The organism is Rhodococcus sp. 14-2496-1d (assembly GCF_002259365.1).
Classification (GTDB): Bacteria; Actinomycetota; Actinomycetes; order Mycobacteriales; family Mycobacteriaceae; genus Rhodococcoides.
Window position 1 is genome coordinate 376,666 of sequence record NZ_NPFV01000029.1, and the last position, 13,364, is coordinate 390,029.

Here is a 13,364-nt window from a genome sequence, read left to right on the forward strand (position 1 = left end):
TGTGACAACGGCTCAGGCTAACAATGATCGGACCAGGCAAGATGGTCGGCGTGGGTCAACCGATGCCGATATTTCCCGACCTTCTCGTCGAGTCGATCGTCGATTCGTGCCGGGACGGTGCCCGATCGATCGTCGTGATCGACGGCGCGGATGCCGCGCGGCCGGTCGAGTTCGCAACGCGCACAGCCGAACACGCCCGCTCTCGGGGCCGTCCGGCTGCCGTCGTCGACCTGCACGACTACGTCCGACCTGCGTCCATTCGATTCGAGTACTCGCGCACCGACGAATTGAGCTATCGCACACTGTGGTTCGACTACGACGCCCTCGTCAGAGAGGTCATCGCCCCACTACGCCCCGGTGGCGGAGGTCACTTCCTGCCGCGACTGTGGGATGAGGCCACCGATCGTTCGGCGCGAGCCCGCAGCGCCTCGGCAGCAACGAATCAGATAGTCCTGATCGCGGGACCGATGCTGCTCGGCCGCGGATTGGACGTCGATCTGTCGGTGCATCTACGCCTGTCCGGCAGCGCATTACGCCGCAGAACGAGCGCCGACGATCAGTGGACCTGCGCCCCGCTGCTCGAGTACTACGACGGCCTCGACCACGCGGCCGGGCGGCCGGACTTCCTGGTCCGCTGGGACCATCCCGACCGCCCGGCCCTCGAACGCAACTGATCGAAAACCGTCACCAACCGCGCTCGGCGAGACGGTGTCCGACGGGGAGGTCGTCGACGTTGATTCCGACCATCGCCTCGCCGAGACCGCGCGAGACCTTGGCGAGCACATCGGGGTCGTCGAAGAACGTGGTGGCCTTGACGATCGCCTCGGCGCGTTCCTTGGGGTTGCCGGACTTGAAGATTCCCGATCCGACGAACACGCCCTCGGCACCGAGCTGCATCATCATCGCTGCGTCTGCGGGAGTGGCGATGCCGCCCGCGGTGAACAGGGTGACGGGCAGCTTGCCGGCCCGGGCGACCTCGACGACGAGGTCGTACGGGGCCTGCAGTTCTTTCGCCGCCACGTACAGCTCGTCCTCGGGAAGCGAGGTGAGGCGACGGATCTCGTCACGGATCTTGCGCATGTGCGTCGTCGCGTTCGAGACGTCGCCGGTTCCGGCCTCGCCCTTGGAGCGAATCATGGCCGCGCCCTCGGTGATTCGGCGCATTGCCTCACCCAGGTTGGTGGCACCACAGACGAAGGGAACGGTGAAGTTCCACTTGTCGATGTGGTTCGCGTAGTCGGCCGGGGTGAGCACCTCGGACTCGTCGATGTAGTCGACGCCGAGGCTCTGCAGGATCTGTGCTTCGACGAAGTGGCCGATGCGGGCCTTCGCCATCACCGGGATGCTGACCGAGGAGATGATGCTGTCGATCATGTCGGGATCGCTCATTCGCGACACCCCGCCCTGCGCGCGAATGTCGGCGGGGACGCGCTCGAGTGCCATGACGGCCACGGCTCCTGCGTCCTCGGCGATCTTGGCCTGATCGGCGGTGACCACGTCCATGATGACGCCGCCCTTGAGCATCTCGGCCATTCCTCGCTTGACGCGTGCGGTGCCGATTCCGTTCTCGGCCGCCCCGCCTTCGGCGGATCCAGCGGGTGTAGTGGATGCGTGTGGGGTACTCAAGCCGACTCCTGTGTTCTGGGCACCGAACCGGTGCTCCGGACTGATACACGCGACCACGCTCAGCCGCGGTAATCGAGGACGATCGCACGCGGCGCGAAGTCGCGCCCAGAACTGTAGGCCTCGACGCGACGGTTTCCCATAACCACTTGACGATTGCTGGACTGCTCGAAAAGGGTCCAGATCGCTAGCGGATAGCGCGCACGTCCGGATCACCGCGTCGAGCGAGAGCCACGTTGACCTCGTCGAGCAGTTCCGCCAGGTCCTGGGGATAGACGTTCTCGCCGACCGCGCTCAGCGCACGGATGTCGGCCTCGGTGCACCATTGATGGCCGGTCACGGTGCGGCGTTCGAAATCGGTGAAACCAGCACTGTGCGGTTCGAACTCCTGCGTCCGGGTCGCGAAGAACAATTCTTCCGAGCGGATCAGAGTTCCGTTGAACGGGAACGTCGCAACCCGACGCCACAGCGGACCGCGCAGGTCGGCCGGAGCAATGGTCAGGCCGGTCTCCTCGTGTACCTCCCGCACCGCTGCCTCGCGGAGCGATTCGCCCTTCTCCACTGCCCCACCGATGGTGAACCAGAAGAAGGTGTCGGGAACCGTCGGATCGTGTCCGCGCAGCAGCAGTACGCGACCGCGCTCGTCGAGCAGCACCACCCGCGCGGACGTTCTCGGGGTGGCGCGGTTCTCGCTGCCGAACGTCGCGGCAGCAGACCGCTCGGCGATCTCGAAGTACGACGGCAGTGCCGCGGTTCCGCCGAGGTGCAACCAACGGACGGGACGTCTGACGCGCAGGGCAAGGGTGTCGCGAACTGCGTCGTTGTGAAACCGTCGTGCGATCAACACGCGGGCCTCGGCGTCGGCCAGTTCGGCGACCAGTTGCGGGGGCAAGTCGTTCGGTTCGACGACGGCCAGAGCCATGGACACCGCGTTCTCGGCCTCTTCACGCTGTGACCGGTCGACGCGTTCGGCCCGATCGGCCAACGCAGCGAGTTCTCTGCTCGACGGGGCCGAGTCCCGGGTCGCCGCGGACACCGCGCGCGCGACGACGGCACGGCGGGCGAGTGCTGCATCGAGCGCCTGCCAGGCGAGGTCGGTGCGCACGTGTAGGCGGTCGAGTCGGTTCGCCGTTCCGTAGGCCCACAGGCCGACGACGAGGATCAGTACGGCGATCAGCCCGAGTACCAGAATCGTGAGCGCTGAGAAGGTCATCAGTTCGCTGCCCGCACCTTCTGGCCCCCGAGGGTGACGGTTTCGTAGACACGCAGGATCTGCTCGGCGACGACGGGCCAGTCGTAGGTGGTGACAGCCACGGAGGCGGCGTCGACCAGACGTGCACGGACGGCATCGTCGCCGAGGATCGAGCAGACGGCGACGGCGAGGGCAGCGGAGTCGTCGATCGGAACGAGGAGTCCGCACGTGCCGTCCCGCAGGACCCGTCGGAAGGCGTCGAGTTCGCTTGCCACCACCGGTGTTCCGGCGGCCATGGCCTCGACCAGGACGATGCCGAAGCTCTCACCGCCGAGGTTCGGTGCGCAGTAGACGTCGGCGCTGCGCATCGCGGATGCCTTGGTCGCATCGTCGACCTGCCCCAGAAACGTCAGGTGCGACGCGAGTGCGCCCGCGTCCTTGCGTAGCTTGTCCTTGTCGCCACGGCCGACGATCAGGATCTCGATGTCGGGGTGGGATTCGACGAGTGTGGGCAGAGCGCCGAGCAGGACTGCCATTCCTTTGCGCGGTTCGTCGAAACGGCCGAGGAAGAGCACCGTGCGACCGGCGCGTGGATAGCCTTCCAGCACAGGGGCATCGGCGAATGCGGGCACGTCGACTCCGTTGGGGATCTCCACGGCGTCGGAGCCGAGGGCCTCGACCTGCCAGCGCCGGGCGAGTTCCGACACGGCGATACGGCCGCTGATCTTCTCGTGGTACGGACGCAGCACTCCTTGAAAGGTGCTGAGCACCAGGGACTTCGTCGTCGAGGTGTGGAAGGTCGCCACGATCGGGCCGTCCGCGGCCTTGAGCGCCAGCATCGACAGGCTCGGCGCGTTCGGTTCGTGGATGTGCAGCACGTCGAAGTCGTTGTCGGAGATCCACTTCCGGATTCGAGAATACGTGATCGGTCCGAATCGCAGCCGTGCGACGGATCCGTTGTACGGAATGGCGAGAGCCTCGCCCGCCGACACCACGAAGTCCGGTAGCTCGACATCGTCGGACGCCGGAGCCAGGACACTGACGCGATGCCCGCGTTCGATGAACACCTCGGCCAACTGCTGAACGTGTGCTTGCACTCCACCGGGAACGTCGAACGAGTACGGGCACACCATGCCGATCTTCACGCGCCCTCGATTCGGGCGCGTCGATCGGACGACCAGTCGCTCATCCACAACGGCTGCAGCATGTGCCAATCCGCCGGATGGGCTCGGATTCCGGCTGCGAAATGATCGGCCAACGTCTGGGTGGCAGGCCCGACCCCGGCCGAGACATCCACTGCGGGCGAGATGTCGAATCCCCAGCCGTCGCCGTCGAAGTAGCCGTGCACCGGGAGCAGCGTCGCCCCGGTGTCGATCGCGAGTTTCGCCGCGCCCGCAGGCATCCGGGTCGGTTCACCGAAGAAGGTGACCGGCACCCCGTGCTTGGCGAGGTCCCGCTCGCCGAGCAGGCAGACGACCTTGTTCTGGCGCAGTCTCTCGGACAGTGCGAGCAGAGGCGGTTGCTCGCCGCCGCTGAGCGGGAATATCTCGAAGCCCAGGCTCTCTCGATAGGCGACGAATCGCTGGTACAGGGATTCGGGCTTCAGCCGTTCGGCAACGGTGGAGAGGCCTCCGTGCGTGCGCACCAGCCACATTCCGGCCATGTCCCAATTGCCACTGTGCGGCAGAGCCAGGACCACTCCCTTACCGGCCGCGAGCGCACCCTCGAGATGTTCCTTGCCGTTCACGCACCGATCGATGACGGCGGCCTGCGCGGCCAGATCCATCGACGGCAACCGAAACGCCTCGCGCCAGTATCGAGCGTAGGAGCGCAGGCTGTCGCGAATCAGCTCGTCGGGTACCTCGGCGGGAGTGGTTCCCAGGACGCGAGCGAGATTGCGACGCAACTGATCCGGGCCGCCGTTGCGCGTCGACGCGAAGTCTGCGCCGCGATCGAACAGGCGTCGTGCCACCGGCTCGGGCAGAGACCGGACCAGGCGCCAACCGGCCGCGTAGCCGGCGTCGCTCGCTCTGTCGGAGAGATTCACGACGCGGCCACGTCGCCGTCGTCGGGTGCCGGTGCCACCGGAGGCACGATGATGTCACGGGCACCCTCGGATCCACGAACTGCGAGAACGCGCTGGAACACGGTGACGATGCTCAGGGCGGCGAGAATCCACATGGCCGGGTAGATCAGGCTGTCCAGCCACGGAATGTCGAAATGTCTTCCGACACCGGTGAGCCCAGCTCCGACCAGAACGATGACGAGGCGGTCCGGTCGTTCGATCCAACCACCGTCCGCTGACAGGCCGCTGGCCTCGGCGCGGGCTTTGGCGTACGAGATGACCTGCGAGGTGACCAGGCAGATCAGGGTGGCCACCAGCAGCAGCTTGTCCTGCTCGGAATAGACGGCCCACCAGGCCAATCCGCCGAAGATCGCACCGTCGGCCACTCGATCGCACGTCGCATCGAGGACGGCACCGTACTTGGTACCACCACCCCGAGCCCGCGCCATGGCACCGTCGAGCATGTCGAACAGGACGAACAGGGTGATGACGATCGAGCCCCACCACAGGTAGCCGGCGGGGTACATCGTGACCGCCGCGGTCACGGTGACGACGGTGCCGATGATCGTCACCGAGTTGGGGGTCAGTCCGGTGCTGTTGAGGGCGCGCCCGAGCGGGGCGGTCACCTTCGAGACCGGCGCACGGCCGAAAATGCTCAGCACGGCGCGTGCTCCTCTCGCCTGTGGTTCATTCGTTCCAGGCCGACGCCAGCAGGGCCCGAGTGTCGCGGAGCAGCTGCGGCATCACTTTTGCGCCGCTGATCACGGTGATGAAGTTCGCGTCGCCGCCCCACCGGGGCACGATGTGCTGATGCAGATGCTCGGCCAAGGACCCGCCCGCGGCAGCTCCGAGGTTGAGCCCGACGTTGAACCCGTGCGGACGTGACACTCGCTTGATGACGCGAATCATCTGCTGCGTGAAGGCCATCAGTTCCGCGCTCTCCGCGGGCGTGAGGTCTTCCAGTGCCGCGACGCGACGGTACGGCACGATCATCGCGTGGCCCGGGTTGTACGGATACAGGTTGAGGACCGCATACACCGATTCGCCTCGTGCGACGACGAGACCGTCCTCGTCGCTCATCTTGGGGATGTCGGAGAACGGCTCGTTCGACTTCGCCGAGCCCTGAGGAGCCTCGGCGATGTAGGACATCCGATGCGGCGTCCACAGTCGCTGCAGCCGATCGGGCTCACCGGCCCCGGTGACGACGATCGACTCGTCCTGTTCCGACATGATCAGCTCACTCCTGCGGGTTCGGTCTGCACGAGCTCGGCGGTCGGTGATGCGTTGTTGCGCTGGGAGATCCAGTCGGTGACGACGGTGACGGCCTGCGCCACCGGGACGCCGTTGACCTGAGTGCCGTCCCGGAATCGGAAGCTCACGGCACCGGCTTCGACGTCGCGTTCGCCGGCGAGGAGCATGAAGGGAACCTTCTGCGCCGTCTGGTTGAAGATCTTCTTCTGCATCCGGTCGTCACTGGCGTCGACCTCGGCGCGTACGCCACGCTTCTTCAGCTCGTTCACCACCGCGAACAGGTGGTCCTGGTAGACCTCGGCAACCGGGATGCCCACGACCTGGACCGGTGCGAGCCAGGCCGGGAACGCGCCCGCGTAATGCTCGGTGAGCACTCCGAAGAAGCGCTCGATGGATCCGAACAGCGCGCGGTGAATCATCACCGGGCGTTCCTTGGTTCCGCCCGAGCCGGTGTATTCGAGTTCGAAGCGTTCGGGCAGGTTGAAGTCGAGCTGAATGGTCGACATCTGCCAGGTACGCCCCAGCGCATCCTTGGCCTGTACCGAGATCTTCGGTCCGTAGAACGCCGCACCACCCGGATCGGGCACCAGGTTCAGGCCCGACGCAGCCGCCACCTCGGCGAGGGTGTTGGTCGCTTCTTCCCAGACCTCGTCGCTGCCGACCGACTTCTCCGGGTTGCGAGTGGAGAGTTCGAGGTAGAAGTCGTCGAGGCCGTAGTCCTTGAGCAGCCCGAGAACGAACTCGAGGGTGCTGGTGAGCTCGCCGCGCATCTGCTCGCGGGTGCAGAAGATGTGCGCGTCGTCCTGGGTCATCCCGCGCACCCGGGTCAGACCGTGGATGACGCCGGACTTCTCGTAGCGGTAGACCGAGCCGAACTCGAACAGGCGCAACGGCAGTTCGCGGTACGAACGGCCGCGAGAGCGGAAGATCAGGTTGTGCATCGGGCAGTTCATCGGCTTGAGGTAGTAGTCCTGGCCGGGCTTGCGCACGTCGCCGTTCTCGTCGAGTTCGGCGTCCAGGTGCATCGCCGGGAACATGCCGTCCCGGTACCAGTCGAGGTGACCCGAGACCTCGTAGAGATGGCCCTTGGTGATGTGCGGGGTGTTGACGAACTCGTAGCCCTCTTCGATGTGCCGCTGGCGGGAGTAGTTCTCCAGCTCGTTGCGGATCACACCACCCTTCGGATGGAACACCGGAAGACCGGAGCCCAATTCGTCGGGAAAGCTGAACAGGTCCAGCTCGGATCCGAGCTTGCGGTGATCGCGACGCTCCGCCTCGGCCAGCAGTTCGAGATGCGCATCGAGCGCTTCGGCAGACTCCCAAGCCGTTCCGTAGATGCGCTGCAGGCCTGCGTTGTCCTGATTGCCGCGCCAGTAGGCGGCCGAACTGCGGGTGAGCTTGAACGCGGGCACGTACTTGGTGGTGGGGATGTGGGGTCCGCGGCACAGATCGCCCCAGATGCGCTCGCCGGTCCGGGGATTGAGATTGTCGTAGGCGGTCAGCTCTCCCCCGCCGACCTCCATGACCTCGGGATCGTCGATGCCGGATTTGTCGTCGATCAGCTCGAGCTTGTACGGCTCGTTCGCCAACTCCTCACGGGCCTGCTCCACCGACTCGTACACCCGACGTGAGAAACGTTGTCCGGCTTTGACGATCTGCTTCATCTTCTTCTCGAGGGCCGTCAGATCCTCGGGAGTGAACGGCTGCTGAACGTCGAAGTCGTAGTAGAAGCCATCCTTGATGAACGGTCCGATGCCCAGCTTGGCGTCGGGAAAGAGATCCTGAACGGCCTGCGCCAGCACGTGCGCAGCCGAGTGCCTGATGACGCTTCGTCCGTCCTCGGTGTTCGCCGGAACGGGCTCGACCTCGGTGTCGCCCTGCGGTGCCCATGACAGGTCACGGAGCTTGCCGTCGGGATCGCGCACGACGACGATCGCGTCGGGTCCCTTGTTGGGCAGGCCGGTGTCGCGGAGCGCCGTACCTGCCGTGGTTCCGGCCGGCACCATGATGCGGGCGGGCGAAACAGCGGCGACAACGGGCATGCTCACAGCGATGTACTCCTCGATCGGTTCTTCTGGCCAGGAAGGCCTCCGACAGCCTATCGGCATCGGTCCACTCGATTGGCCTCAGCGCGACGCGTGACGTCAGATCGGGCTTTCGAGCCACGTCCAGTCGAGCCCGATCCACCCTCCGACCAACGCGAACGTTCCCAGCAGCCACAGCGTGGCCAGCACGACCACGGTGGTGAACAGAACGCCGAGGCCCTTGACGAACATCGATTGCTTGGAGAACCACGCCATGAATGCGTCGTATCTCTTGCGGACGAACCGCAGCGCACTCTTGGCCCACGCGAATTCCGAGGCCAGGATGCCCAGACCCGCGAACACGATCAGCCACCCGGGCCCCGGGTACGGAATGGCGAGTACACCCAGCACCAGCACGACCGTTCCGACGACACCGATCGTTATCCGGTACGCGAGGTCGAGCGACTTGTTCTCGGCGATGCGCGCCCGGAAGCGCCGATGCTTCACCTTGGCTGTGTCCATCGGACCCTGGTCGTCGACGGCCTGCGGCTTCGTCTCTTCGGTGCTCACCGACCCAGGTTACCGGCCTCGAACGCAAGAAGGCCCACACCGACGAGCGGTGCGGGCCTTCTTTTCTGTGGTCCCGGCTGGGATCGAACCAGCGACCTTCCGCGTGTGAAGCGGACGCTCTCCCACTGAGCCACGGGACCGAACGAGGCAAAACATTAACACGAGGTGCCGCGGCGAACCGAATCGCCTGCCCGATCATCGAATTCGACGATGGACTACCTCCACTGGACTCGTTCCGCCTCTGCTTTCACATCGTTCACATGGGCCGATCGGTCGAATTCCGCGGCTGACCACGAGATTTGTGAGTTTCACTCCCGTTGGGTTAATGTTTTCCCCGCACCACGGAGACAGCAACTGCCCAGCAGTGAACGGCTCCGGGGTATGCGGATGTGGCGCAGTGGTAGCGCATCACCTTGCCAAGGTGAGGGTCGCGGGTTCGAATCCCGTCATCCGCTCGAGGGTCTCGACCCATGGTGGAGTGGCCGAGTGGTGAGGCAACGGCCTGCAAAGCCGTGCACACGGGTTCGATTCCCGTCTCCACCTCGCTAGTGCGTCGGTCGCAAGGCCGATGCGAGGACACGCGCGATTAGCTCAGCGGGAGAGCGCTTCCCTGACACGGAAGAGGTCACTGGTTCAATCCCAGTATCGCGCACCACAGCAACACAACGAAGGCCCCCTTTCGAGGGGGTCTTTTTTGTGCTTGACGAATCAAATGTGGTGATTCACGCCATAGAAGTGCACAGTGGAGACGACGCACACACTTCGACGGAAGGACACTCACGTGTCGGACGAAGCTCAGAGCGAACCCACAGTCGACGATGCCACCCTGGAGGAAGCGAAGAAGTCCGTCGAGGGCCTCGACGACCGGTATCGACCCGGTGCCCGGCCCACCGTGGCCCTTCCGGGAACCAACGGGACCGTCGCCGGCACCGCGTTCGCGGACATGGTCGACGACAACGGTGAGATGGTGGACGCCGACGACCGGGACTCCGACAGTTCCGATGACGATTCCGCCACGGATCACGCCGACAACCAGGAAAAGGTAACGTCCTCGAACGATGCCTGAACTCGAAGGTCCCGACGCCCCCGCCGACATCGATCTCGGCGGGGGTGTCGCCTTTCTGCACACGCCCGCGATCCCGTCACGGGGCGGCCTGGCTCTCACCCACGGTGCGGGCGGCAACTGCGAGTCGCCGCTGTTGCAGCGCATCGCCGCAGTATGGACGGCGGCCGGGTTCACGGTGCTGAGGTTCGACCTTCCCTTTCGGGTACGCAAACCCAAAGGACCGCCGCACCCGTCCCGCTCGGCCGAGGACCGGCTGGGTATCTCCGTGGCCGTCGAACGCCTCCGCGCCGAGACACACGGATTCATCGCGTTCGGTGGGCATTCCTACGGTGGCAGGCAAGGGTCGATGATCGCGGCCGAACGACCGGGCCTCGTCGACGGGCTCGTGCTGACGTCCTACCCGTTGCACCCGCCGGGCAAGCCGGAAAAGGTTCGTACCCAACACCTTCCGGAACTGCGAACACCGGCGGTGGTGGTGCACGGCACGAAGGACCCGTTCGGCACCACTGCCGAGCTGAGCGCTGCGCTCACGCTCGTCCCGGCACCCACACTGCTCGTCGACATCGAGGGCGCAGGCCACGACCTCGCTCCGGTCAGGTACGACGCGGCGACGAAAACCCTTGCCGGTGCCACCTCGTTGTTCGCTGCCCCGACGTCCGATTCGTCCGTTGACGTCCCGCTCTTCGACCCGTCACGCTGAAGTGGTCTACTAAGGCATGCCGACCTGGGGATGGTTCATCGTGGCGTTGGTCCTCGTCGACGCGGCGGTGCTCGCGGCGTGGCTGCTGGCCCGCAAGAAGCCCGGCTCGTCCTCGGACACCTCACGCCACATCATGTTCGTCGGTCTCGACGAGAGCGCCCGCACAGACATTCATCAGCTACTGGCCGCCAACAAGAAGCTCCAGGCGATCAAGGTCTTTCGCGAACGAACAGGTGCCGGCCTCCACGACGCGAAGATCGCGATCGAAAGCGTCCAGCGCGGCGAGCCCCTTCCGTCCTCGGCCACCATCGTCGACGCCGCGCAATCCGGTCCGACACCCTGGAACGATCTGATCCCGCGACTGCAGTCCCTCAAATCGGAGGGCAAGACGATCTCGGCCATCAAACTGCTGCGCGACCGGACCGGTATGTCGTTGCGCGATGCCAAGAACGCAGTGGATCTGCTGTGACCGTGCGGGTAGCAACACTCGGCGATGCACATCGCGTCGCCGAGGTGGCCGCGTCGACCTTTCCGCTCGCCTGCCCGCCGGGAACCCGGCCCGACGACATCGAGCAGTTCATTTCGAACGTGCTGTCGGCCGAGCACTTCGAGAACTACATCGCCGATCCGAACAGAGCCGTCCTGATCGACGAAACTGTGGACGCTCACGTGGTGGGCTACGCGATGCTCGTGTCGGGGACGCCCACCGACCCGGATATTCGCGCCACCCTGTCGCACGAGCCGACCATCGAGATCAGCAAACTCTACGTGGAACCGACCCAGCACGGCAGCGGAGCCGCGGGCCGACTGATGTCGTCGTCGCTGAGCCACGCACACGAATCCGGTTGTGCGGCAGCATGGTTGGGCGTCAATCAACAGAACGTACGGGCGCAGAAGTTCTACACCAAACACGGCTTCCAGATCGTGGGCACCAAGAAATTCGTCGTCGGCGTCCAGACACACGACGACTACGTCATGGAGGTGAGGCTGTGACGGCCGCTCAGCCGACTGCGGCGAACCGGGACAACGCGAGCAGCCGCGACGTGGCGCGCAGATACTTCTTGCGGTAGCCACCGGCCAACATCTCCTCGGTGAAGATCTCGTCGAGCTTGCCGCCCGACGCCGTCACCGGGATACCCGCGTCGTACAGGCGATCGGCGAGGACCACCAGGCGCAGGGCGATGGCCTGATCCGATGCCGGGTGCACGTTCTTCAGGAACACCGCAGGAATGCCGTCGAGCAACTTGCCGTAGCGCGAGGGGTGCAGCGTGCTCAGATGCGCCAGCAGCTCGTCGAAATCGTCCAGGGTTGCGCCCTCGACGGTATCGGCGCGGTCTATCAGCTCGGCCTCGGACGTGGGCTCGGGAGCCGGGGGCAGGTCGCGATGGCGGTAGTCGGGTCCGTCGACCCGGATGGACTCGAAGATAGAGCCGAGTTTCTTGATCTCCCGCATGAAGTCCTCGGCGGCGAAGCGACCCTCACCGAGCTGCCCGGGCAAGGTGTTCGAGGTCGCGACGATGGACACTCCGCGCTGCGAGAGCTCGGAGAGCAACCGAGAGACCAACATCGTGTCGCCGGGATCGTCGAGCTCGAACTCGTCGATACACAGCACGCTGTGGTTGGAGAGTTCTTCGAGGGCCTTGTTGAAGCCCAGAGCACCGACCACGTGCGTCAGCTCGACGAACGTGCCGAACGCCTTGGGCTCGGGAACGCTGTGGTAGATCGAGGCGAGCAAGTGAGTCTTGCCGACACCGAAGCCGCCGTCGAGGTACAGGCCTGCACCGATGGCCGGGGTCTTCTTGCCGAACAGACCTCGTTTGCCCTTGCCGCGGATCTTCTGCACCTTGTTCGCGAACTCCTCGGCCTTCGCGACCGCAGCAGCCTGCGTCGGCTCCTTGGGGTCGGGAATGTACGAGGAGAAACTGACGTCGTCGAACATCGCCGGCGGGACCATCTGCGCGATCAACTGATCGGAGGGGACCACGGGATTTCGGTCGACAAGGCGTGCGGGCATTTGTCGAGCGTAACGACGTGGTCTGATCTCTCTCATGCAGCTTCTCGATAATGGGACCTACTTCACATCGGAGCAGGCAGCCGACTCCGCGCCCGCCGTCGGCTCGATCCTCGACGACGATGCCATCCGGGCCCTGTACTCCTACCCCACACAACCGGACCGACCGTGGATTCGCACGAACTTCGTCGCCAGCATCGACGGATCGGTCACCGCTGAAGGTAAGTCGGCGGGCCTGGGAACACCCGCGGACGCCCGACTGTTCGGCATTCTGCGTGAACTCTGCGACGCCGTACTGGTCGGTGCCGGAACCGCTCGCGCCGAGAACTACGGCGGCGTTTCGCTGTCCGCCGAAGCGAAGGCACGGCGGGTGGCCGGTGGACTCGAACCGGTTCCGACGATCGTGGTGGTGACCGCCTCCGGTTCCATCGATGCGGATTCTCGATTGGTCACCGACGCCGACGTGCAGCCGGTGGTGCTGACCTCCGCGGCGGCGGACAGCTCGACGGTGGCCGCGCTTCGTTCGGCGGGTGCGACGGTGATCGGGGTGTCCGGCGAATCGGTGTCTACCGGCGACATCGTTGCGACGCTGAGCGACCTCGGATTCCGCCGCATCCTGTGCGAGGGCGGACCGGGACTGTTCGGGCAACTCGTCTCCGACGGGGCGGCGGACGAATTGTGTCTGACGACCTCGCCGATGTTGGTCGCAGGAGAGGCGGGCCGTATCGCCCACGCAGGCGTCGCGTCCGACACGCCCATGCACCGGGCACACGTTCTGGGCGATGCGGACGGAACGCTGCTCACGCGCTGGGTTCGTCGCCCATGAGCTGCGCGCCACCCGGCAACGATCGAAAAGTCGATA

15 protein-coding genes and 4 tRNA genes are annotated in these 13,364 nt (G+C 65.3%); 9 read left to right on the forward strand and 10 right to left on the reverse strand.

Annotated features, from left to right (window positions below; genetic code table 11):
- Positions 1 to 23: 23 nt before the first annotated feature.
- On the forward strand, positions 24 to 674 hold the full coding sequence (locus tag CH296_RS23070; RefSeq protein ID WP_230597014.1) for a hypothetical protein: 651 nt from the start codon (positions 24 to 26) through the stop codon (positions 672 to 674).
- Positions 675 to 684: 10 nt separating this feature from the next.
- Here CH296_RS23070 and pdxS read toward each other — a convergent pair whose 3' ends face one another.
- The 9 genes from pdxS to CH296_RS23115 form a co-directional block, all read right to left on the reverse strand.
- On the reverse strand, positions 685 to 1,626 hold the full coding sequence (gene pdxS / locus CH296_RS23075) for a pyridoxal 5'-phosphate synthase lyase subunit PdxS (protein WP_082073976.1): 942 nt from the start codon (positions 1,624 to 1,626) through the stop codon (positions 685 to 687).
- Between the two features lie 184 nt (positions 1,627 to 1,810).
- Positions 1,811 to 2,836, reverse strand: a complete 1,026-nt coding sequence (locus CH296_RS23080; RefSeq protein ID WP_094685804.1) for an NUDIX domain-containing protein — start codon at positions 2,834 to 2,836, stop codon at positions 1,811 to 1,813.
- Positions 2,836 to 3,960 carry a glycosyltransferase family 4 protein gene (locus tag CH296_RS23085; RefSeq protein WP_094685805.1) on the reverse strand — a complete coding sequence of 375 codons (1,125 nt, stop codon included), beginning with the start codon at positions 3,958 to 3,960 and terminating at the stop codon, positions 2,836 to 2,838. The genes CH296_RS23080 and CH296_RS23085 overlap by 1 nt, the downstream gene beginning before the upstream one ends.
- Positions 3,957 to 4,862: a phosphatidylinositol mannoside acyltransferase gene (locus tag CH296_RS23090; RefSeq protein WP_094685806.1), complete on the reverse strand. Its 906-nt coding sequence runs from the start codon at positions 4,860 to 4,862 to the stop codon at positions 3,957 to 3,959. Before CH296_RS23090 ends, CH296_RS23085 begins: the two co-directional genes overlap by 4 nt.
- A complete protein-coding gene (gene pgsA, locus CH296_RS23095) occupies positions 4,859 to 5,542 on the reverse strand; it encodes a phosphatidylinositol phosphate synthase (RefSeq protein WP_032397954.1) in 684 nt (227 codons plus the stop codon). Before pgsA ends, CH296_RS23090 begins: the two co-directional genes overlap by 4 nt.
- A gap of 25 nt (positions 5,543 to 5,567) precedes the next feature.
- Positions 5,568 to 6,110 (reverse strand): HIT domain-containing protein, encoded by a 543-nt coding sequence (locus tag CH296_RS23100; RefSeq protein WP_032397953.1) that lies wholly within the window; start codon positions 6,108 to 6,110, stop codon positions 5,568 to 5,570.
- Between the two features lie 2 nt (positions 6,111 to 6,112).
- The gene (thrS, locus tag CH296_RS23105; protein ID WP_094630052.1) at positions 6,113 to 8,173 is read right to left on the reverse strand and encodes a threonine--tRNA ligase; all 2,061 of its coding nucleotides are present in this window, start codon (positions 8,171 to 8,173) and stop codon (positions 6,113 to 6,115) included.
- A 102-nt stretch (positions 8,174 to 8,275) separates the two neighbouring features.
- Positions 8,276 to 8,677, reverse strand: coding sequence for a TIGR02611 family protein (locus tag CH296_RS23110; RefSeq protein ID WP_094630114.1), 402 nt, complete (start codon positions 8,675 to 8,677; stop codon positions 8,276 to 8,278).
- A 116-nt stretch (positions 8,678 to 8,793) separates the two neighbouring features.
- Positions 8,794 to 8,865 (reverse strand) — tRNA-Val (locus tag CH296_RS23115).
- A gap of 243 nt (positions 8,866 to 9,108) precedes the next feature.
- On the opposite strand from CH296_RS23115, the gene CH296_RS23120 reads away from it, so the two are divergent.
- From CH296_RS23120 to CH296_RS23150, 7 genes are all read left to right on the forward strand, one after another.
- Positions 9,109 to 9,180 (forward strand) — tRNA-Gly (locus tag CH296_RS23120).
- Positions 9,181 to 9,197: 17 nt separating this feature from the next.
- A tRNA-Cys gene (locus CH296_RS23125) sits at positions 9,198 to 9,268 on the forward strand.
- Positions 9,269 to 9,305: 37 nt separating this feature from the next.
- Positions 9,306 to 9,380 (forward strand) — tRNA-Val (locus CH296_RS23130).
- A gap of 126 nt (positions 9,381 to 9,506) precedes the next feature.
- On the forward strand, positions 9,507 to 9,791 hold the full coding sequence (locus CH296_RS23135; RefSeq protein ID WP_256980550.1) for a hypothetical protein: 285 nt from the start codon (positions 9,507 to 9,509) through the stop codon (positions 9,789 to 9,791).
- Positions 9,784 to 10,491: an alpha/beta family hydrolase gene (locus CH296_RS23140; RefSeq protein WP_094685807.1), complete on the forward strand. Its 708-nt coding sequence runs from the start codon at positions 9,784 to 9,786 to the stop codon at positions 10,489 to 10,491. Before CH296_RS23135 ends, CH296_RS23140 begins: the two co-directional genes overlap by 8 nt.
- Positions 10,492 to 10,507: 16 nt before the next feature.
- On the forward strand, positions 10,508 to 10,960 hold the full coding sequence (locus CH296_RS28630; protein WP_143546409.1) for a hypothetical protein: 453 nt from the start codon (positions 10,508 to 10,510) through the stop codon (positions 10,958 to 10,960).
- Positions 10,957 to 11,484, forward strand: coding sequence for a GNAT family N-acetyltransferase (locus tag CH296_RS23150; protein ID WP_094685808.1), 528 nt, complete (start codon positions 10,957 to 10,959; stop codon positions 11,482 to 11,484). Before CH296_RS28630 ends, CH296_RS23150 begins: the two co-directional genes overlap by 4 nt.
- Positions 11,485 to 11,491: 7 nt before the next feature.
- Here CH296_RS23150 and zapE read toward each other — a convergent pair whose 3' ends face one another.
- A complete protein-coding gene (zapE, locus tag CH296_RS23155; protein ID WP_032397948.1) occupies positions 11,492 to 12,505 on the reverse strand; it encodes a cell division protein ZapE in 1,014 nt (337 codons plus the stop codon).
- Between the two features lie 34 nt (positions 12,506 to 12,539).
- Here zapE and CH296_RS23160 point away from each other — a divergent pair, with 34 nt between their 5' ends.
- Complete coding sequence (locus CH296_RS23160) at positions 12,540 to 13,328, forward strand: pyrimidine reductase family protein (RefSeq protein ID WP_094685809.1); 789 nt, start codon at positions 12,540 to 12,542, stop codon at positions 13,326 to 13,328.
- The last annotated feature ends 36 nt before the right edge of the window (positions 13,329 to 13,364 follow it).

Excerpts from the sequence above, each read along its gene's own strand:
- thrS (WP_094630052.1), bottom strand. The coding sequence starts at position 8,173 with ATGCCCGTTGTCGCCGCTGTTTCGCCCGCCCGCATCATGGTGCCGGCC.
- CH296_RS23160 (WP_094685809.1), top strand. The coding sequence starts at position 12,540 with ATGCAGCTTCTCGATAATGGGACCTACTTCACATCGGAGCAGGCAGCC.
- zapE (WP_032397948.1), bottom strand. The coding sequence starts at position 12,505 with ATGCCCGCACGCCTTGTCGACCGAAATCCCGTGGTCCCCTCCGATCAG.
- CH296_RS23140 (WP_094685807.1), top strand. The coding sequence starts at position 9,784 with ATGCCTGAACTCGAAGGTCCCGACGCCCCCGCCGACATCGATCTCGGC.
- CH296_RS23080 (WP_094685804.1), bottom strand. The coding sequence starts at position 2,836 with ATGACCTTCTCAGCGCTCACGATTCTGGTACTCGGGCTGATCGCCGTA.
- CH296_RS23070 (WP_230597014.1), top strand. The coding sequence starts at position 24 with ATGATCGGACCAGGCAAGATGGTCGGCGTGGGTCAACCGATGCCGATA.
- CH296_RS23110 (WP_094630114.1), bottom strand. The coding sequence starts at position 8,677 with ATGGACACAGCCAAGGTGAAGCATCGGCGCTTCCGGGCGCGCATCGCC.
- CH296_RS28630 (WP_143546409.1), top strand. The coding sequence starts at position 10,508 with ATGCCGACCTGGGGATGGTTCATCGTGGCGTTGGTCCTCGTCGACGCG.
- CH296_RS23100 (WP_032397953.1), bottom strand. The coding sequence starts at position 6,110 with ATGTCGGAACAGGACGAGTCGATCGTCGTCACCGGGGCCGGTGAGCCC.